Source organism: Rhizobium sp. Root274 (assembly GCF_001429245.1).
Classification (GTDB): domain Bacteria; phylum Pseudomonadota; class Alphaproteobacteria; order Rhizobiales; family Rhizobiaceae; genus Allorhizobium.
Genome location: NZ_LMJE01000007.1, coordinates 87,745 through 107,145, shown reverse-complemented (window position 1 = coordinate 107,145; position 19,401 = coordinate 87,745). Strand labels below are relative to the sequence as shown.

Genomic DNA, 19,401 nt, shown 5'->3' with positions numbered 1-19,401 from the left:
CTTAAACGGCCAAAAGGCGTTGCCCGGGGCAACGCCTAGTCAGCCTTGGAATGGAAATGCCTCTCGGCGGATGGTCAGGCAGCGCCGCGGACGGCGATGCCCTGGTCTTCAAAATGCTTCTGAAGCTCGCCCGCCTGAAACATTTCGCGGACGATGTCGCAACCACCGACGAATTCGCCCTTGATGTAGAGCTGCGGGATGGTCAGCCAGTTGGAATACTGCTTGATGCCCTCACGGATTTCCATGTCGGCGAGCACGTTGACGCCCTTGTAGTCCACGCCGAGATAATCGAGGATCTGGACGACCTGACCCGAAAAACCGCATTGCGGGAACTGCGGGCTGCCCTTCATGAACAGGACCACATCATTGGTCTTTACTTCGTTGTCGATGAATTCGTGGGCGCTCATGTCTTATCCTTTCACATGCCGGTCAAGGCGGCAGGTTCGCATGCGCTACAGATAGCAAGAGGAAACTGATTTTGCCAGTGGCGTAAGCCGCCTCAGTGTCAGGATGTGCGCTGACGGCTCCGCTTGGCCGCAGTGCGGCGGCGGCTCTGCTGCTTCTTGGGTGCGGTCGACACCCGCTTCGCCTTTGCCTTCTTCTTTACGAAGCGGCCGGTCGTCGATGAGCGTGTCGGCTGTTTGCGCCGGGTGGTTCGTTTGCTCGCCGGCTTTTTCAGGATCTCTTTCAGCACGCCTTCGACGACGTTCTTGACGATATCGGATACCAGATCAGCCATCGATTCATGCCCTCCCGGCGAGTTTGCAGCTTTTCGTTCCCTTTCTTCTTTTAATCAGCGCCATTCTCGTCTAGCAAGCGCTGCCTGCGGCCGAACTGCCGCGAACCGAGTGACCACCACAATGATCAACAGCCGCGTCGTCCTGCATTTTCCGGGTTTCGAACCCCTGGATGCCGAGGCGCATCGACAGCGATATCAGCGATCTGCGGCCCAGGCGGCACAAGTCTGGGACTGTCGCTTCGACGTTGGTCCGCTGCTGGATTCCCCGGCGGACGCAAACTTCAGTGTTCATGCAGCGGCCGCTGGCTGGACGACGCAGAGCGAGATCCATGTCTTCGATCACAATGACCTGATCACGGATCTGCGCCGCGATAGCGTCTGGCGCCAGATCGCCGCCGGTTATGCCGCCGGATTTTCCGTCATAAAACAAGGAGCGGCGGCGGCCTATTTCCGTCACGCCTGGCGATTCGCACTGTTCTTCCTCTTTCCGTATCTGTTCCTTGCGCTTGGAGCCGTGATCGGGCTCGAGATCGCAGTCTTGCCCGTGACCTTGGATCTCAACCCGTTTTGGCTCCTCCTGTCCTTGCCGATCGGCTATGCCTTCTTCCGGTATGGCTGGATGCGGTTTTCTGATCGCTATCATGTCCTGCATCTGCTGGCGGACTGGCGACTGGCGGTCGCCATCGCCGAAAATCGGTCAGAGGTCGCAGCCTGGATTGAACGTCAGACTGACCGCGCCGAACGGGCGCTCGCCACATCCGCTGACGAGATATTGGTGACGTCTCACAGCATGGGTGCGAGCCTCGCGCTCTCCGTGGTTGGACGCCTGATCGAGCGGAACCCCACGCTTCCTGCCGGACGTCGCATCACCTTTGTCACTCTTGGCGGCGCTGCCCTGCAGTGCAGCTTGCTTTCAGGGGCGACGGTGTTGCGCAGCCGGATCGGGCTTGTGGCGCGCCATGCTGAGATCGATTGGTTCGACATCCAGTGTCTGACCGACCCCATCCATCTCTACAAGTGCCACACGGTCGCGCTTTCCGGCCATCCCGATGCGCCGCAGCCGAAGCTCGCCTTTGTTCGCTTCAAACATGCCATGTCGGCGGAACGCTACGCGAAGAACCGCCGCGATTTCCTGCGCATGCATCGGCAGTATGTTCTCGGTCCTGACCAGAAGAGCGGCTACGACTTCACGCTGATGACCGCCGGACCGCTGCCAGCGCTCGCTTTTGCCAATCTTAAGGCCACCCAGCCACCGGTTTTCTGACGGACGGCATCAAATGACAAAGCCTGCCGTGATCACGGCAGGCTCGCATCTTCAGCATGATTGCCGGCTATTCAGGGATGCTGGTCTGCAATGCCAGGGCGTGCAGAACGCCGCCCATATTGCCCTTCAAGGCGTCATAGACCATCTGATGCTGCTGCACCCGGCTCTTGCCGCGAAAGGCCTCGGCGACAACCTCGGCAGCGTAGTGATCACCGTCTCCGGCGAGATCGCGGATGACGACCTTTGCTCCCGGAATGCCAGCCTTGATCATGTCTTCGATGTCGCCCGGTTTCATTGGCATGTAACGGATCCCTCACGCAAATCAGCAATGCGAGAACTATCGTGCATTCGCCGAAGCGTTTCAATGGGGTAGGTCGAGCCTACCCCACGCTCCACAGGCATCGACGGCGTTATGCCAATTCGCCTTCCATCAGGGCTGGGAACCAGCCTTCATGCGCCTTCTGCAACTCTTCCACGGCAACCGGCTTGGCGTCGCCGAGCACAACATTGGTGCCGCCGGTGCGACCAATCCACGGGCAGAAGACGCCTGCGGCTTCGGCGCGGACCTGCACCTGGTCAACATTCTCTTCAGCGACCGTAAGGACATAGCGGCCCTGATCTTCGCCATAGAAGACGGCGATCGGGTTTGCATCGTTCACGGCGTTGATATGCGCGCCGATACCGGATGCCATCGCCATTTCGGCCACGGCAAGGCCGAGGCCGCCCGAGGAGCAGTCGTGGACGGCAGTTGCCAGACCATCATTGATCAGGCCACGGACGAACTCGCCGACCTTCTTCTCATGCGCCAGATCGACATTCGGGGCGGGGCCATCGGTGCGGCCGTGGATGTCGCGCAGGTAGACCGACTGGCCGAGATGCATGCCCCAGCCGGACGGCGCGCCGGCGAGCAGGATCGCCTCACCCTGAGCCGCAAAGCGGATGCGGGCCATCTTCTTCCAGTCCGTCATCAGGCCAACGCCGGCAATCGTCGGGGTCGGCAGGATGCCCTGGCCATTGGTCTCGTTGTAGAGCGAGACATTGCCCGAGACGATCGGGAAGTCGAGCGCCTTGCAGGCCTCGCCGATGCCTTTGATGGCAAAGACGAACTGGCCCATGATCTCAGGGCGTTCCGGATTGCCGAAGTTCAGATTGTCGGTGGCCGCGAGCGGCAGAGCCCCGGTCGCCGTGATGTTGCGCCAGCATTCGGCCACCGCCTGCTTGCCGCCTTCGAAGGGATCGGCCTCGACGTAACGAGGCGTGACGTCGGAGGAGAAGGCGAGCGCCTTGGTCGAGTGGCCTTCGACGCGGATGACGCCGGCATCACCGCCCGGAAGCTGCAGCGAATTGCCCTGGATCAGCGTGTCATACTGTTCGTAGACCCAGCGGCGCGAGGAATTGTTGGCTGAGCCGACCAGCTTCAGAAGCGCGTCTGCGACGTCGCTGGCTGGGATATCGTTTTCGGCGAGCGGGGCAGGGGTCTTGGGCTCGATCCAGGGACGGTCGTATTCCGGAGCCTCGTCGCCGAGTTCCTTAATCGGCAGGTTCGCAACTTCCTCGCCCTGATGAATGACGCGGAAGCGCAGGTCGTCTGTGGTGTAGCCGACGATCGCGAAGTCGAGACCCCACTTGACGAAGATCGCCTTGGCGACTTCTTCCTTGGACGGTTCGAGCACCATGAGCATGCGCTCCTGGCTCTCCGACAGCATCATTTCATAGGCCGTCATGCGCTCTTCGCGCACCGGCACCTTGTCGAGCTGCAGCTCGATGCCGAGGCCGCCCTTTGCGCCCATTTCGACCGCCGAGCAGGTAAGGCCGGCAGCGCCCATGTCCTGGATGGCGATGACGGCGCCGGTCTGCATCAGCTCAAGGCAGGCTTCGAGAAGGCATTTTTCGGTGAAGGGGTCGCCGACTTGGACGGTCGGGCGCTTCTCTTCGATCGACTCGTCGAATTCTGCGGACGCCATGGTAGCGCCGCCAACACCATCGCGGCCGGTCTTGGCACCGAGATAGACGACGGGAAGGCCGACGCCCTTGGCTTCCGACAGGAAGATGCCATCGGCCTTGGCAAGGCCGGCGGCGAAAGCGTTGACCAGGATGTTGCCGTTGTAGCGGGCGTCGAATTCGACTTCACCGCCAACTGTGGGCACGCCAAAGGAATTGCCGTAACCGCCGACGCCGGCAACGACGCCAGCCACCAGATGCTTGGTCTTCGGATGGTCAGGCGCGCCGAAGCGCAGGGCGTTCATCGCCGCCACCGGGCGCGCGCCCATGGTGAAGACGTCGCGCAGGATGCCGCCGACGCCGGTCGCAGCTCCCTGATAAGGTTCGATATAAGATGGGTGGTTGTGGCTCTCCATCTTGAAGACCACGACGTCGCCGTCATCGATGTCGACCACGCCGGCGTTTTCACCTGGGCCCTGGATCACGCGCGGACCCTTGGTCGGCAGCGTCTTCAGCCACTTCTTGGAGGACTTGTAGGAGCAGTGCTCATTCCACATCGCCGAGAAGATGCCGAGCTCGGTGAAGGTCGGCTCACGTCCGATCAGGTTCAGGATGCGATCGTATTCGTCGGGCTTCAGGCCGTGGCTTGCGATCAATTCTGCGGTGATGGGACGGGAGTTGGAAACGGTCATCTGGCTCTCAGGGAAATGGGAGATCGGTTTCGAGGCAGGCTATAACGCAAGCCTGCGCCCGGCGCACTTGAAAAATGCGCGCAATCAGGCCTTTCCCGCCGCTTTCCCGGGGAGCGTCATCGCATGTGGGATGGTCAGACGAAGGCGCTTGTGCCGAGCGGGGACTGGTCGAGGATACGCCGGACTGTTTTCAGGCCTTCGATGGCTATCGATCGGTCCCGGCCTTCGCTGAAGCCGACACGGACGTGGTGGTAGACACGGGAAGAGCGCGCCGGCTTGAACTCGTCCTCATCGTCGATCAGCACATTGGCATCGAGAACGGCCTGCTTGAAGGTGCCGGACATCCAGGGCTCGGGAAGTTTCAGCCAGAAGAAGGGCAGGCGAGAATGGGAGCGGAATTCCTTGCCGCCGAAAAGCTCGCGAACCACCGCTTCGCGCAAGCCGATTTCGGCCAGGACCTTGCCCCGGATTTCACCGGCAGCGCCTGACAGCACCAGCCTTGCAGAGAGTTCGGCCAGCAGGAAGGGCAGGCCGCCGCTCACCATCTTCTGGGTAACCCGCACACGCTGGCTCATATGGGGCGGGCAGGCGACCCAGCCGCCGCGAACACCGGCTGCCACCGATTTCGACAGGCCGTTGAGCAGAAAGGTGCGGTCTGGCGCAAGTTCCGCCAGCAGTGGAATCCAGTCGCCGATCATCCCGCCATAAAGATAGTCCTCGATCAGCCAGACATTGTATTTGCGCGCGATGGCGACGATGTCTTTGCGGCGCGAGAGCGGCAGGCAGGCGAGCGTCGGGTTCTGACCGGACGACATGATGAAGGCGGCTTTCGGATGCTCGCGGGCGCAGACGCGTTCGAAGTCTTCCGGAAGGATGCCGTCCGCATCCGAATCAACGAGCGCGATCTGGCGGCCCATGAGCATGGCGCTGCGTGACACCTGGGAATAGGTCAGGTGTTCGCAGACGACGCGATCGCCTGTGCCGGTAACGGCTGCGATGACGGCGTTGATGCCGGCATGAACACCCATCTGCGGCAGGATCTGTGAAGCCTCTGGCGACCAGTTGCCGTTGGACAGCCACTGCCTGCCCGCCTCCTGCCAGTCGGGAGAGAGCGTGCGGGTGTAGCTGGAAATCTCAGAGGGATGCGCGGCGGCGATCTCCGTCATAACCCGCCCGACGATCTCGGCCTGTCCCACGTCGATCGCAGCCGTCGTGTCGAAGCGCAGCTTGCCGGGCGGTGGCGTGATCGCGCGTGTTCCGCCATAGTTGATTGTCACCGGATCGCGCGGTGCCGTCGACGGGTCTCTGGTGTCCGCCTGCACATAGGTGCCTCGTCCCACTTCGCCACTGACCAGCCCCCGTTCCCGTAAAAGGGCATAGGCGCGAGATATTGTCCCTATTGTCACCCCGACGTCGTAGGCCAGATCCCGCTGCGGCGGGAGTTTCGTGCCCTGCAGCAAAGCGCCTGACTTGATTGCTCTTTCGGCCTCGTCGGCGATCCGAACATAGAGTGGGCCGTGGCCGGTGGTGAGGGATGGAAGCCAGTTTGTCATGGGGACAATTCTCTATATTGTCACTGCGCAAGAGTCAATTCATACGTCGTAATCACGCTAGATATGAATACTGCAGGGGTGCTGTGATGACAATAGATACAATTCCCTCGCCGGCCGTACAATCCGCGTCGAGGCTGGCCACGTTGGTGAGCGGGTGGTCCGCGTTCATACGGCATCTTCGGGGATGGTCCAGTTGCTCCCGCTCGCGGCAGTCGCTCGCCAACCTCACCGAAGATCAGTTGAGAGATATTGGCTTGAGTGAGCATGAAGCGCGGCGCGAAGCGGGCAAGAGCCTGATGGTGCGCCTGGACCGGGCGTGTTTGCCGCCGCTCTGATCAGCAGTCCTTGGAGCCTTTTGCCCAACGGACAACGTCGGCGCGGATGCGTGGCGCTAGCGCCTCGCCCATCATCGGCCCAAAGGCATCAAGCCGCGCTGGCTTGCCCTCGGCCTGAACCACCAGCAACGGGCGGATGTCGCTGGAGCCCTTGCGAACGATCAGGATGCGGGGGCGACCGGAGAAGGAGGTGAGTTCGGGGGCGAGCGAATAGGCCTTGAAGGCCGGATCGCCGGACTTGAACCAGCAGCGATTGGCGCCGACGGCAACCAGTTCCATGACGTCCAGCGCTGATTGACCAGATGCCGGGCGTGGCGGTGGTGTGTCTGATTTGCAGGCCGAAAGCGCTGCGACGGCAATTATGACGATGGATAAGCTGAGGCGGCGCATGGCGATCTTTCGGCTGTGTGCCGCCTCTCTAACATTCGCAAGGTTAAGCGAATCTTACCTCAGGCTGCAATGACGTCCAGTGCCGAGGCGAAGATGCCGCGACCGTCATTGCCACCATGCGCGGCCTCGATCAGGTTTTCCGGGTGCGGCATCATACCAAGCACGTTGCCCTTGGCATTCACAACGCCGGCGATGTCACTCATCGACCCGTTCGGGTTGGTGCCCTCGGCGTAGCGGAACACGACCTGACCATTGCCTTCGATCGTCTTCAGCGTTTCCGCGTCAGCGAAGTAGTTGCCGTCGTGGTGGGCAACCGGGCAGCGGATGATCTGGCCCTTGGCATAGGCGCGGGTGAAGTCGGTATCGGCGTTGACGACTTCCAGCTTGATTTCCTTGCAGACGAACTTCAGCGACTGGTTGCGCATCAGGGCGCCTGGCAGCATGCCGGCTTCGACGAGGATCTGGAAGCCGTTGCAGACGCCGATGACCTTCACGCCCTGTTCAGCCTTTTCCTTGATTGCCTGCATGACCGGCATGCGGGCTGCAATCGCGCCGCAGCGAAGATAGTCGCCATAGGAGAAGCCGCCGGGGATGACGATCAGGTCGACATCCGGGATCTCGGTTTCGGTCTGCCAGATGGTGACAGGCGCGTGGCCGGAGATCTTGGTCAGCGCCGCGATCATGTCACGGTCACGATTGAGGCCTGGGAGCTGGACGACGGCTGATTTCATGGCTGGGGCTCAAACCTTAGCTGGGCTTCCTGGAACTCCCGCAGCTCCAGGCGATTGTCGATGCGGTCTAGCCGGCTTTCAAAGTGTCCGACTGTGGCGCGCAGGTTGTTGATGTCTCCCTGCAGCGCATGAATTTGCGCGCGCATTGTCTGATTGTCGGCGCGCAACTCACTGATGGCAAAGTCCACCTTGTCAAATCTCTGATTGAGCTTCTTCAACAGCTCGAACATCAATTCGCTGGTCACCTCAGCCATCGCGTCTCTCCTTCAACCCTCAGGCGATGGAGATAGTATAATTCTCGATTACCGTGTTGGCGAGGAGCTTTTCGCACATGGCTTTCAGGTCGGCTTCGGCCTTGGCCTTGTCGGAGCCTTCGACTTCGAGGTCGAATACCTTGCCCTGGCGAACCTGGCCCACGCCGTCGAAGCCGAGCGCGCCAAGGGCGCCTTCGATGGCCTTGCCCTGGGGGTCGAGGACGCCGTTCTTCAGGGTGACGGTGACGCGTGCCTTGATCACTTCTACTCTCTCCAAAACTTACTTGACCAGAACCGGGCCCGTGCCGCGCAGGGGCTCGTTTTCGTTGATGATGCCGAGGCGCTTGGCGACTTCCTGATAGGCTTCCAGGAGCCCGCCCATATCGTGGCGGAAGCGATCCTTGTCCAGCTTCTCTCGGGTCTCGATGTCCCACAGGCGGCAATTGTCCGGCGAGATCTCATCGGCCAGGATGATGCGCATCATGTCGCCCTCGTAGAGACGGCCGCATTCGATCTTGAAATCCACGAGCTGGATGCCGATGCCGAGGAAGAGACCGGAGAGGAAGTCGTTGACGCGGATGGCGAGCGCCATGATGTCATCGAGTTCAGCAGGGTTTGCCCAGCCGAAGGCGGTGATGTGCTCTTCCGACACCATGGGATCGGCCAGCGCGTCAGACTTGTAGTAGAACTCGATGATAGAGCGCGGTAGAACCACGCCTTCCTCGATGCCCAGACGCGTGGAGAGCGAGCCGGCGGCCACATTGCGCACGACGATTTCAAGCGGGATGATCTCGACTTCCTTGATCAGCTGCTCGCGCATGTTCATGCGGCGGATGAAATGGGTCGGGATGCCGATCTTGTTCAGATGCGTGAAGACGTATTCGGAGATGCGGTTGTTCAGAACGCCTTTTCCGTCGATGACTTCGTGCTTCTTCTTGTTGAATGCCGTTGCATCGTCCTTGAAGAACTGGATCAGCGTGCCGGGCTCAGGCCCCTCATAGAGGATCTTTGCCTTGCCCTCGTAAACGCGGCGGCGACGGTTCATGGGTGGTTTTCTCTGTTGTTGGCATCCCGGCGCTCTCGGCGCAGATGCAGTGGATCGATCTTTAAGGCGGTCCCTTAACGGAAAACCTCGGTTTTCACAATGCGCAGATCACCCCTTCCTGCCAAAAGGTCGCGTCAGCGGAGACTCACCCGGAATCGCGGAACTTTGCATTGCACTTTGTACTCCCTTTTGATTAATGGGGAAACGTCACCGCACAACGACGGCACAATACGGGAGAACAAGATGAGCGGCATGAGTGATCGCGAAAAGGCGTTCGAAAACAAGTTCGCACATGATCAGGAGCTTCGCTTCAAGGCTGAAGCGCGTCGCAACAAGCTGATCGGGCTCTGGGCTGCCGGCCTGCTCGGCAAGGCCGATCCGGACGCCTATGCCAAGGAAGTCGTCGCATCGGATTTCGAAGAAGCTGGCGATGAAGACGTGCTGCGCAAGCTGAAAGCCGATCTGTCGGCCGGTGGCGTGTCGATTACCGACGAAGAATTGCGGGCCAAGATGGTCGAGTTTCTCGGCCAGGCGATCGATCAGATCCAGAATTCCTGAGCCTTCGGTCTCAAGTGGACTTCATCCGTCCAGGCTAAGCGGTCTGGACGGATTTTCTTTGCGCCTGCAATCGGCGGGTCGTCTCGGAAAAATCCGTCGGTCGGGCAAGCCCATAGCCCTGCAGAACATCGCAGCCGAGACGCTTGAGGATGCGGGCATGCTCCTCCGTCTCAACGCCTTCCGCCACGACCTTGATCTTCAGTGACCGCGCGATCTGAATGATCGACATGACCAACACCCGCTGCTCCTGGCTTTCCGGCAGGTGCTCGATCAGTTGACGGTCAATCTTCAGCGTTCCCGGCTTCAGGTTCAAAAGCCCGACGATTGACGCATGGCCGGTACCAAAATCGTCGATTTCAATGCCAATGGCCAAACGGCGTAGCGTCGCAAGATTGGTGCGCACCACTTCGTCCTGGCGATCGAGGAAGACGCTTTCCAAGAGCTCGAAGGACACCGTGCCCGGCTTGATATCGAGTTTCGACAAGCCCTGCGCCAGATCAGGATCGTTCAGTCGACGTGCCGAGACGTTGACGGAGATCTTCGGCAGGTGCAGGTCGAGTGCATTCCAGCGTGCCACGTCTTGAAGGGATTTCTCAAGAATGATCCGGTCGATCTGGGCGAGTACACCGCAATCCTCTGCGACGGCGAGAAAACGGTCCGGTCCCAGGATGCCGTGGACGGGATGGCGCCAGCGCGCCAGACATTCGGCGCCGGCGATTTCCCGGGTACGGGCGTCGAATTGCAGCTGATAAAAGGGAATGATCTCGTCGCGCTCGAGGCCGCGGAGCAATTCGTCGGAAAGGCGATGGGCGTCGACGAGCGTGCTGCGGCTTGACGGCTTGTAAAATTCGAAGCGATTTCGCCCAAGGTTCTTGGCATTGTAGAGCGCGATATCGGCATTCTGCAGCAGCTGGCGCGGGTCGGCGAGATGGTCGCTGGAGTAGGCGATGCCTATGCTGGCGCCGAATCGGCATTCATGGCCGTTGAAGGAGATCGGCTGGCGCATAGCCTCGATGATGCGGTTCGCAATGTCGGCGAGGGGATCGCAGGATCCATCGAACTCGACCAGGAGCACGAATTCATCGCCGCCGATGCGTGCTGCAAAGTCGCCCGCTCGGATGTTTTCCCGAAGCGTCTGCGCCGCATGTTTGAGCATGGCATCGCCGGCGCTGTGGCCGAGCGTGTCGTTGATCTGCTTGAAGCGATCGAGATCGATGTGGAGAACAGCGATCCCCTTGCGGTCGAGTTCGGGCGCGGCGCGCCAGGCGTCGATCTCGCTTTCGAGGAAACGACGATTGGGCAGGCCGGTCAGATAATCATGCAGGGCCGATTGTTCGGCTGCCAGACGCGTGCGTTCCAATTCGACGTTGCGGGCTTCGGCGAGCGCCTTCTGCTGCTCGAGTTCCTCGCGAAGGCGTCTGTCTTCGGTCACGTCCCAGTTCACGCCGATCATTTTCAGCCGGCCGTCGTGATCGACGTATGGCAGGCTGTTTGCGCGAATGTAGCGGGTGCTGCCGTCCAGAGCGATGATCCTGTAGTCGTCGGTGAACGGTTCCCGCGCCTCGATGCGTTTCGAAACGTTGGCGAGCACCCGTTCTCGGTCTGCGGGGTGGAGCTTCTCTTCCCAAAGATGCCCAATTCGGATGTCGTCTTTCGTTTCGACCTCGAAGATCCGCCGCATGGCGTCGTCCCAGACGCTAGTGCCGGAATCGAAGTCGGTTTCGAAAACGCCGATGCGGGAGATGTCCAGCGCCAGCCGCAGGCGCCTTGACAGGCCTTCCTGCCATTCTTCTTGCGCCTTGCGTGCCGTTACGTCGGTGTCGGTCCCGGTGATGCGAAGGGCGCAACCTTCATTGTCGGTCTCAATGCAGGCGCCGCGGCATTCGATCCAGATGTAGTGGCCATCGCGATGACGTTCGCGGTATTGGAAGGTCAGATAATCGGGATCGCCTGCGTTCTGCCTTTCGATGCAGTGCACGACGTGGTCCCGGTCGTGGGGGTGGACCGATTCGAGCCAGGCTTCCGTCGTCGGCGGTATGGGGTCTTCCGGTTCCATGCCGCGGATTCGGCGCCAGGTGTCTGAATAGTAGTAGTCGCCGGTGATGCGCTGATCCCACACTCCGGAGGCGGAGGAGACGAGTGCGTGGTTCCACCGGCTCTCGCGGATGGCAAGATCCTCCAGCTCATCCTTCAACGGCGTGATGTCGGCGAACTGCAGGAGGATGGTGCGTGCGCCGGAAGTGGCTGATCGCAACGAGAGAGAGGCAATGACGAAGTGGGTTCTCGTTCCGGTGAGCCGGAGTTCCGTGCGAACGGGCTCGCCCGAGGCCATCAGGCGGGCAATGGCCAGACGCAGTGCGGCTCCGCCGTCGAGATCGAGAAACTGGAAAAGATTATCCGCGCCGATGCCCGTCTCGGCGAGCCACCGCTCCATGGGCGGGTTGGGGTGCTGGAGATTGCCCTCGGAGGTAAGCCAAGCAGAGGGCCATGCAAGGTCAGAGAGCGTCAGGCTGCTCCCGTCGATGGATTGGGCTTTTGTAACTATAGCGCTGTTACGCAAAATCGTGCTCTGGACCTGGAAGCTGCCCAAAACAGTAGGTTGCTTAACTTAAGAAGCGCTTAACCGGTCTGACCGCAGCAAGGGTGAGTGCCTTAACGCGATGGCAATCTTCCACCTGTGCCTGATCCTTGCCCCCTTACAGGCGGCTCAGGAACTGGGCAAACACCATCGTTCCTTCGGGCCAGGGTCCGTGACCGGAATCCGCATTGAGATGTCCGGATTCTCCCGCGTCGATCAGCATCGACCCCCAGGCATTGGCGATGTCTTCGGCATGGGCATACTCGCCGAAGGGATCGTTGCGGCTGGCAATGGTGATCGACGGGAAGGGCAGGGGATCGCGCGGATAGGGGCCGAAGGTCATCAGGTGCTTCGGACGGATTTCGGAGTTCGCAACGTCGGGCGGGGCGACGAGGAAGGCGCCGACCACCTTCTGCTTCAGGTCCGGGATAGCATGGATCACCGTCGGCACGCCCAGTGAATGGGCAACAAGAACGACGGGCCGCGTGGAGGCATTGACCTCCTCGACGACACGGGCGACCCAGTCCTCGCGAACAGGTTTCGACCATTCAGCCTGTTCGACGCGGCGCGCGGTCGACAGCTTCTGCTCCCACCGGCTCTGCCAGTGGTCGGGGCCGGAATTGGTGTAACCGGGAACGATGAGGATATCGACGTCTGAGACTTTCATGGCGCCTATCTGCGTTTCGGGATGCCCAACGTCAAGGTTTCGGTGTCGGCAGGCGTTAAAAAATCCGGGCTTGGCAGGCGCTATGGCGGCCCATATCACGATCCAGTGCACCCGTCGGGACAGACGCGACATAAGGGCGCGGCAGTGATATGATATCGCAGATGACTGCCGCAAAACGCAGGACATCCTGAGGAACCGATCACCGTTGGGGCCGCTTCTGCCGTCCTTCGCTCGTTTCGGTCCACGGCATCGGGAGGATGCCGTCATCGTGCTTTTCACTTTGCAGTCTGCAATTCCTGGGAATTCGAGGAGGAAGTGAGAATGTCGACTTTTCATGTTTTGACCGGCCCGGCCGGACTTCTGGAGCGGCCCGACATCCGCCGGATTTCGGTGGCCGACGTGTTCGATGCGCTTGCCAAAGGCTATGACGATTTTCGCGAAAAGCCGTCGCATTATGCATTCGTAGCCCTGATCTACCCGCTGGCAGGCGCGATCATGATTGCCTGGAGCGCCGGTGCCGAGCTGTTGCCGATGGTCTACCCGTTGCTGACGGGCTTTGCCCTGCTCGGCCCGCTTCTGGCGCTGGGCCTGATGGAGATCAGCCGTCGGCGCGAGCTTGGCGAAGACGCAAGCTGGGCCCAGGTGCCGGCGATCCTCAGGTCGCCCTCGCTGCCGTCTCTTTTGATGATGAGCATTGGACTGCTTCTGATCTTCATGGTCTGGCTGTTCCTGGCGCGCGGTCTCTACGACACGATGATCAGCGATAATCTCGCGCCCGGCGTGTTCAATTTCATGTCCGGTGTCTTCAACCATCCCAATGCCACAGAATTCCTGATCTGGAGCAACGGGCTGGGCTTCGTGCTGGCGCTGGTGGCCTTGGTCGTCAGCATCGTGGCTTTCCCGCTGTTGCTGGACCGGGATGTCGGCGCGGTCACCGCGGTCTCCACCTCAATCCGGGCAAGCCTTGCAAACCCGGTGCCGGTTGCTGTCTGGGGGCTCTTAGTTGCCGGACTGCTTGCCATCGGCATGGCGACGCTGATGGTCGGACTGGTGATCATCGTGCCCGTGCTCGGACACGCCACCTGGCACCTCTATCGCAAGCTGGTGGTGGCGCGACCGCGCGTCTGACCCTTCGAAACGAAAAAGGCCCGACGTCTCCGTCGGGCCTCGATTGTCACGATGACCTGAAAGGTTTCAACCGAAGACGCGGTTGAAGATCGTGTCGACATGCTTGGTGTGATAGCCGAGGTCGAATTTCTCGCGGATATCCTCTTCGGAGAGTGCCGCGCGGACTTCTGCGTCGCCAAGCAGCTCTTCCAGGAAGTCGGCACCCTTTTCCCAGACCTTCATGGCGTTGCGTTGGACCAGACGGTAGCTGTCTTCGCGCGACACCCCGGCTTGCGTCAGTGCCAGAAGCACGCGCTGGCTCATCACGAGGCCCTTGAACTTGTTCATGTTCTTCAACATGTTTTCGGGGTAGATCACCAGCTTCTCGATGACGCCGGCAAGGCGGTTCAAAGCGAAGTCGAGCGTGATCGTCGTGTCGGGGCCGATCGCGCGTTCGACGCTCGAATGGCTGATGTCCCGCTCGTGCCACAGCGCCACATTTTCCAGCGCCGGAACAACCGACATACGCACCAGACGGGCAAGGCCTGTGAGATTTTCCGTCAGCACCGGGTTGCGCTTGTGCGGCATGGCCGACGAGCCCTTCTGGCCGGGCGAGAAGAATTCTTCGGCTTCCAGCACTTCCGTGCGCTGCATGTGGCGGATCTCGATCGCCACGTTTTCGATCGACGACGCGATGACGCCGAGGGTTGCGAAGAACATCGCGTGGCGATCACGCGGAATGACCTGGGTCGAGATCGGCTCGGCGATGAGGCCGAGCTTTTCGCAGACATGCTCTTCGACGCGCGGATCGATATTGGCGAAGGTGCCAACGGCGCCGGAGATCGCACCCGTTGCAACTTCGGCCCGGGCATTGACGAGACGCGTGCGGTTGCGGGCCATCTCGGCATAGAAGCGGGCGAAGGTCAGGCCCATCGTTGTCGGCTCGGCATGGATGCCGTGGCTGCGGCCGATGCGCACCGTGTCCTTGTGTTCGAAAGCACGGGCCTTGAGCGCTGCCAGTACGCGGTCGACGCCGGCCAGCAGAATGTCTGCGGCGCGCACCAGCTGGATGTTGAGCGTCGTGTCGAGCACGTCGGAGGAGGTCATGCCCTGGTGGACGAAGCGGCTATCCGGGCCGATGAACTCGGCGAGATGGGTGAGGAAGGCGATGACGTCGTGCTTGGTGACGGCCTCGATTTCGTCGATGCGGGCCACGTCGAATTCGGCGGCGCCACCCTTTTCCCAGATCATCCGGGCGGATTCCTTCGGGATCACGCCGAGTTCGGCGAGGGCGTCGCAGGCATGGGCCTCGATTTCGAACCAAATGCGGAACTTGGTTTCGGGGGACCAGATGGCGACCATTTCCGGCCGGGAGTAACGCGGGATCATCGGGCTCGTCTTTCGTTGGAACGGAATTTCTGGCCCCCCTTAGCAAAGTGGGGCGGCAAGCTCAACGGCTGCGGCGGGCCATGAGGATGGCAAGCACCAGCAAAATCAGGAAGGCTGTGGGCAGGAAGTGCCTGAGACCGAGAACAGCGAACTGGTAGAGTGCCGAAGCCGCTGTAAAGACAAACTGGAAGGCCCAGATGCGCGAAGGGAAGGGCGCATGCCAATGGGCGTAGAACAGCCGGTATTGCAGCGCGAACAGACCGGCCGTGGCCGCAATCGTGGCAAGCCCGAGCAGGAGGAACCAGGCCGCAAAAACTTTTGGCGCCCGTCTGCCATCACCGCTTAAGTACACCAGCGGCAGTGCCACCAGCCAGCCAAGGATACCGCCCGCACTATAGATAGCCATCAGCGCCATGTCATGGCTGCCGCTTGCCCGCCCGAAGAGATGGATGGAGAGAAGGAAACACAAGGCCATGGCGAGGCCCCAGGCCAGCGCACCGAAGCTCCACAGCGGAAGCGACGGGAGCCGAAGGCGCCGGGTCAAGGCTTCACCGGAACGGCAAGCCAACGAAGATTGCTGCCTTCGAAGCCGAGCGAGACGACCTGGACCATGACCATGTGCGGGGCTTTAGAGCCGAGACCAGGCGTGACAACGCCGCCGATCGCATAGGCTTGCGGGCAGTTGCGGCTCTTCGGCACACTTTTGTCCCGGTAGACCTCTCGTTTTGCGTCGGGTTTGGCATCCTCGGCATGCGAGAGTGCGAACCCGCGGACGTTGACATCCATGCTGTGGCAGAGGTCGCTGCCCTTGGCGTCAAACTCCTGCAGAGACAGCCGGTAGATGCCATCAGAGACATAGAAACTGGGGAAGGCTTGGTAGCGCAGATCGTGAAGCTTTTCCGTCAGTTCGCCGATCGGGGCGAAGGCGACGAGATGTCCGGGGTCGTCACCGATCTTTCTGACCTCAAGCAGCGCCTTCGCCTGGCTAAGACTTTGCCGCCGCGCCTCGCCGATCGAGGCCTCTTCCCGGCGGATCATGACCTCGATCGGCGTTCCCTCTACATAGGTGTCCGTCTCGGTGTCGATCACCTGAATTTCGGCATAGGGGAAGCCGGATCCATCCTGTTCGCCAAACTGCTCGAAGGCAAAGAACCGCCCGTCGGGGGAATAGCCAAGCGGCCGCATCTCTGCCACATCGCCAGCGCTCGCGGCAAGGGCCGTCATGAGCACACTGATGATGGCAAGGAGCGCTGACTTCACCCGCGGCCTCCTTCGGCAGCCTTGCGCAGGGCCGTCACGGTCCGCCGGTAGTCGTCGACGCCCTTGCCCCTAAAGATCGCCGAACCCGCGACCAGTGCATTGGCGCCGGCCTTGGCGATCTCGGCGGCATTGTCGGCCGTCACGCCGCCATCCACTTCCAGATCGATCGGGCGGTTGCCGATCAGGGCATGCGCCTTGGCGATCTTGTCGGTCATGGCGGGGATGTATTTCTGGCCGCCGAAGCCCGGATTGACGCTCATGATCAGGATCAGGTCGAGATCATCCATCACATGCTCGATTGCCGAGAGTGGCGTTGCCGGGTTGAGTGACACTCCCGCCTTTTTGCCCAGCGCGCGGATGGTCTGGAGCGAACGGTGCAGGTGCGGGCCGGCTTCGGCATGAACGGTGATGATATCGCAGCCGGCATCAGCGAAGGCGGCAAGGTAGGGATCGGCAGGCGCGATCATCAGATGGCAGTCGAAGACGGCCTTGGTATAGGGGCGCAGTGCCTTGATGATGGCCGGACCGAAGGAAATGTTCGGCACGAAGTGCCCGTCCATGACGTCGAGATGCACCCATTCGGCACCGGCCTCGACGACATCGGAAACTTCCTGGCCGAGACGCGAGAAGTCGGCGGCGAGAATGGAGGGCGAAATCAGCAGGGGGCGTGTCATGGCGTGTTCCTCGGCAGCGCAGCCGCATGACGTCGGCGCGATCCGGTGCCGGGTCCATGCGGGATCATGGCAGTCATTTCCGGTCCGCATAGCACCGGCGATGCCATGCGGCAACCATGCCTTGGGATGAGACGCATCGGCGCTTGACGGCTCGCTTTTCGGCGTCCATCCCTCTGACCCGACAGCAAGCTTTAAGTCTGGGAGGACGATATGGCCAAATTCGCAATCATCACCGGCGGCAGTTCGGGCATCGGGCGGCATCTCGTCTCGTCTTTCGTCAAGGCCGGCTATCACGTTGCCTTCACTCATCTCGGTCAGCCGGAAGCTGCGACTGCGGTCGAGGCCGACGCGGCCGCCCTTGGCGGCAGGGCGATTGGCCGCGAATGCGAAGTGGCGGGTAGCACTGCTATCGAGGCCTTCCTCGACGAGGTGATTGCCTGGGCCGGGCAGGCGCCGGATGTGCTTGTGAACAATGCCGGCATCCAGACCTGGGCCTCGCTGCTGGAGCTCACGGAAGAGCGCTGGGATGCCGTGATCAGCACCAATCTCAAGGGTACCTTTCTCAACACCCAGCGCGTGGCCCGGCGCATGGTGGCGGCCGGAAAGGGCGGCTCCATCGTCAATCTCGGCTCCGGCTGCAACAAGCTCGCCTTCCCGAAGCTCGTCGACTACACGGCCTCGAAGGGCGGGATCGAACAACTGACCAAGGTGTCGGCCGTCGAGCTCGGTCCGCAGCGCATCCGCGTCAACTGCATCGCACCGGGCGCCATCGAAACGGCCCGCACACAGGCCGAAGCACCCGATTACGCCAAGACATGGGGTGACGTGACCCCGCTTCGCCGCGTTGGTACGCCGGAGGATATTGCGGGGCCGGTTCTGTTCTTGTGCTCCGAACAGGCGTCGTTCGTCACCGGCCAGACCATTTGGGTCGACGGCGGTGTCTTCACGCAGGCCTTCTGGCCGTATCGGGACTGATCGCTGTTACTGCGTCTTTTCCGGGACGGCGACGAAGGCGTCGCCCTTCCATTCGAGCAGACGGTAAGGGTTTTCACTCAACTCGTGATCATCGCCGAAGGTGATGGTCCCGATCGCCGTCTCGAAGGGCGTACCAATAAGCGCATCCGGCAGCGGCGTGCCCATGGCCGAAGAGATGCCCGCGGCATCGGCAAGGATGGTGACGGCGGCATGCGCCGGCAGCACGTAGCCTTCGGCCACGATCCTCTTTTCGGCCAATTCGGCAGTCAGTGCTTCGGCCGACGGTCCTTGCGGCGTCTCGTCGAGGCCAACGGCAAGCACGCCGTCTTCGAGGGGAACCGGTTCATTGGCAGCGCGCATGGCATCGCCGCCGAGAATGGTGAGCGGCAACTTTTCCGCTATCGCGTCGCGGGCGATGACGGCGACATCATTGCGATCGCCCCCGATGAAGACGCGCGTTGCGCCCGCCTTCTGCAGTCGCCGGACGATTGCGATCTGCTGTTCCTGGCCCGGGCGGAAGGTGTCGGTGAAAACGGGCTTGAGGCCGCTTTCCTCAAGGCTGCCACGGATGGCATCCGCCAGTTCCCGGCCCCGGATGGTGCCGTCGTCCAGCAGGGCCACGGCATCGCCCGCCCAGTCGCGCAAAATGATTTCGGAGAGCTTCTTTGCCTCGGCGTCGCTGTCGGGTGCCAGCCGGAAGAAGGGCCAGCCTTCCTTGCCGGCATCTTCCATCAGGCCCTTCCAGCGCACGGAGAGGGTGATGGCCGGGATGCCGGCCTCCGCCAACGGCTGAAGTCCACCGACCAGGCTTTCGCTGCACAGGAAACCGATCGCCGCCTTGGCGCCGGCTTTGCGGATCTCTTCGGCAATCTTCGGACCGCTGCCTTCCGTGCAGCTTTCCTCGACGTCGACAAGCGAGATCGATAGCCTGTCCGCCGCGAGATGCGCGCCCTGGCGCACCTGCTCTCCCAGCACGTCGAAAAGGCCCGATTTCGGTGCAACGACAGCCAGCGTCAAGGGCTCGGCAAGAGCTGGCATGCAGGCGAAGGCGGCCATGACGCCGGTCAGCAGAAGTCGTTTCATCGGCGGATCCATGTTGTTCCCGCCTATCCTAGCCGAAAGCTTAGGCATTTGGAAATGCTGGCTTTCCGCCCGGTTTAACCGCTTTTAGGAAAAACCACGCGCTGTTGTGGAAAAGGTAAGGCTTGGCGCCCATATTCGCCTTCGAAGAGGGAACAGCATGCAGGGG

General features: G+C 61.3%; 22 protein-coding genes. 5 read left to right on the top strand and 17 right to left on the bottom strand.

What is annotated here, in order from left to right; genetic code table 11:
• Positions 1–74 precede the first annotated feature (74 nt).
• Together grxD and ASE36_RS09500 are read right to left on the bottom strand one after the other, a co-directional pair.
• Positions 75–407: a Grx4 family monothiol glutaredoxin gene (grxD, locus tag ASE36_RS09505; RefSeq protein ID WP_062278601.1), complete on the bottom strand. Its 333-nt coding sequence runs from the start codon at positions 405–407 to the stop codon at positions 75–77.
• Between the two features lie 98 nt (positions 408–505).
• Complete coding sequence (locus ASE36_RS09500; RefSeq protein WP_062278599.1) at positions 506–739, bottom strand: hypothetical protein; 234 nt, start codon at positions 737–739, stop codon at positions 506–508.
• A 121-nt stretch (positions 740–860) separates the two neighbouring features.
• Between ASE36_RS09500 and ASE36_RS09495 the strand changes: the two genes are divergently transcribed.
• Positions 861–2,003, top strand: coding sequence for a hypothetical protein (locus ASE36_RS09495; RefSeq protein WP_062278596.1), 1,143 nt, complete (start codon positions 861–863; stop codon positions 2,001–2,003).
• Positions 2,004–2,070: 67 nt separating this feature from the next.
• Here ASE36_RS09495 and ASE36_RS09490 read toward each other — a convergent pair whose 3' ends face one another.
• From ASE36_RS09490 to ASE36_RS09480, 3 genes are all read right to left on the bottom strand, one after another.
• Positions 2,071–2,304: a BolA/IbaG family iron-sulfur metabolism protein gene (locus ASE36_RS09490; protein WP_062278593.1), complete on the bottom strand. Its 234-nt coding sequence runs from the start codon at positions 2,302–2,304 to the stop codon at positions 2,071–2,073.
• Positions 2,305–2,413: 109 nt separating this feature from the next.
• A complete protein-coding gene (gene purL / locus ASE36_RS09485; RefSeq protein WP_062278591.1) occupies positions 2,414–4,636 on the bottom strand; it encodes a phosphoribosylformylglycinamidine synthase subunit PurL in 2,223 nt (740 codons plus the stop codon).
• A gap of 134 nt (positions 4,637–4,770) precedes the next feature.
• Positions 4,771–6,189: a PLP-dependent aminotransferase family protein gene (locus ASE36_RS09480; protein WP_062278588.1), complete on the bottom strand. Its 1,419-nt coding sequence runs from the start codon at positions 6,187–6,189 to the stop codon at positions 4,771–4,773.
• Here ASE36_RS09480 and ASE36_RS23155 point away from each other — a divergent pair.
• Complete coding sequence (locus ASE36_RS23155; protein WP_082511099.1) at positions 6,171–6,524, top strand: DUF1127 domain-containing protein; 354 nt, start codon at positions 6,171–6,173, stop codon at positions 6,522–6,524. The genes ASE36_RS09480 and ASE36_RS23155 overlap by 19 nt on opposite strands.
• Here the strand turns inward: ASE36_RS23155 and ASE36_RS09470 are convergent, their stop codons facing one another.
• The 5 genes from ASE36_RS09470 to purC are packed head-to-tail and all read right to left on the bottom strand — an operon-like array spanning position 6,525 to position 8,944.
• Positions 6,525–6,914, bottom strand: a complete 390-nt coding sequence (locus ASE36_RS09470; protein ID WP_062278586.1) for a hypothetical protein — start codon at positions 6,912–6,914, stop codon at positions 6,525–6,527.
• A gap of 59 nt (positions 6,915–6,973) precedes the next feature.
• Positions 6,974–7,645 (bottom strand): phosphoribosylformylglycinamidine synthase subunit PurQ, encoded by a 672-nt coding sequence (gene purQ, locus ASE36_RS09465; RefSeq protein WP_062278584.1) that lies wholly within the window; start codon positions 7,643–7,645, stop codon positions 6,974–6,976.
• A complete protein-coding gene (locus ASE36_RS09460; RefSeq protein ID WP_062278583.1) occupies positions 7,642–7,899 on the bottom strand; it encodes a hypothetical protein in 258 nt (85 codons plus the stop codon). Before ASE36_RS09460 ends, purQ begins: the two co-directional genes overlap by 4 nt.
• 19 nt (positions 7,900–7,918) lie before the next feature.
• Positions 7,919–8,161: a phosphoribosylformylglycinamidine synthase subunit PurS gene (purS, locus tag ASE36_RS09455; protein WP_062278582.1), complete on the bottom strand. Its 243-nt coding sequence runs from the start codon at positions 8,159–8,161 to the stop codon at positions 7,919–7,921.
• Positions 8,162–8,179: 18 nt separating this feature from the next.
• On the bottom strand, positions 8,180–8,944 hold the full coding sequence (gene purC, locus ASE36_RS09450) for a phosphoribosylaminoimidazolesuccinocarboxamide synthase (RefSeq protein WP_062278580.1): 765 nt from the start codon (positions 8,942–8,944) through the stop codon (positions 8,180–8,182).
• A 243-nt stretch (positions 8,945–9,187) separates the two neighbouring features.
• Here purC and ASE36_RS09445 point away from each other — a divergent pair, with 243 nt between their 5' ends.
• Complete coding sequence (locus ASE36_RS09445) at positions 9,188–9,502, top strand: DUF1476 domain-containing protein (protein ID WP_062278578.1); 315 nt, start codon at positions 9,188–9,190, stop codon at positions 9,500–9,502.
• Between the two features lie 34 nt (positions 9,503–9,536).
• Here ASE36_RS09445 and ASE36_RS09440 read toward each other — a convergent pair whose 3' ends face one another.
• A complete protein-coding gene (locus tag ASE36_RS09440) occupies positions 9,537–11,936 on the bottom strand; it encodes a putative bifunctional diguanylate cyclase/phosphodiesterase (RefSeq protein ID WP_082510996.1) in 2,400 nt (799 codons plus the stop codon).
• A gap of 262 nt (positions 11,937–12,198) precedes the next feature.
• Positions 12,199–12,747, bottom strand: a complete 549-nt coding sequence (locus ASE36_RS09435) for an alpha/beta hydrolase (protein ID WP_062278576.1) — start codon at positions 12,745–12,747, stop codon at positions 12,199–12,201.
• A gap of 321 nt (positions 12,748–13,068) precedes the next feature.
• On the opposite strand from ASE36_RS09435, the gene ASE36_RS09430 reads away from it, so the two are divergent.
• The gene (locus tag ASE36_RS09430) at positions 13,069–13,875 is read left to right on the top strand and encodes a DUF2189 domain-containing protein (RefSeq protein WP_062278574.1); all 807 of its coding nucleotides are present in this window, start codon (positions 13,069–13,071) and stop codon (positions 13,873–13,875) included.
• 66 nt (positions 13,876–13,941) lie between these two features.
• On the opposite strand, the gene purB is transcribed toward ASE36_RS09430, so the two are convergent.
• The 4 genes from purB to rpe form a co-directional block, all read right to left on the bottom strand.
• Positions 13,942–15,243 (bottom strand): adenylosuccinate lyase, encoded by a 1,302-nt coding sequence (gene purB, locus ASE36_RS09425; RefSeq protein ID WP_062278572.1) that lies wholly within the window; start codon positions 15,241–15,243, stop codon positions 13,942–13,944.
• A gap of 61 nt (positions 15,244–15,304) precedes the next feature.
• Complete coding sequence (locus tag ASE36_RS09420) at positions 15,305–15,787, bottom strand: hypothetical protein (RefSeq protein ID WP_082510994.1); 483 nt, start codon at positions 15,785–15,787, stop codon at positions 15,305–15,307.
• Positions 15,784–16,503 carry a DUF2259 domain-containing protein gene (locus ASE36_RS09415; RefSeq protein WP_062278569.1) on the bottom strand — a complete coding sequence of 240 codons (720 nt, stop codon included), beginning with the start codon at positions 16,501–16,503 and terminating at the stop codon, positions 15,784–15,786. Before ASE36_RS09415 ends, ASE36_RS09420 begins: the two co-directional genes overlap by 4 nt.
• Positions 16,500–17,177, bottom strand: a complete 678-nt coding sequence (gene rpe / locus ASE36_RS09410; protein WP_062278567.1) for a ribulose-phosphate 3-epimerase — start codon at positions 17,175–17,177, stop codon at positions 16,500–16,502. Before rpe ends, ASE36_RS09415 begins: the two co-directional genes overlap by 4 nt.
• Positions 17,178–17,387: 210 nt before the next feature.
• On the opposite strand from rpe, the gene ASE36_RS09405 reads away from it, so the two are divergent.
• The gene (locus ASE36_RS09405) at positions 17,388–18,152 is read left to right on the top strand and encodes an SDR family NAD(P)-dependent oxidoreductase (protein WP_062278565.1); all 765 of its coding nucleotides are present in this window, start codon (positions 17,388–17,390) and stop codon (positions 18,150–18,152) included.
• A gap of 6 nt (positions 18,153–18,158) precedes the next feature.
• On the opposite strand, the gene ASE36_RS09400 is transcribed toward ASE36_RS09405, so the two are convergent.
• Positions 18,159–19,235 carry a branched-chain amino acid ABC transporter substrate-binding protein gene (locus tag ASE36_RS09400; protein WP_062281182.1) on the bottom strand — a complete coding sequence of 359 codons (1,077 nt, stop codon included), beginning with the start codon at positions 19,233–19,235 and terminating at the stop codon, positions 18,159–18,161.
• Between the last annotated feature and the right edge of the window lie 166 nt (positions 19,236–19,401).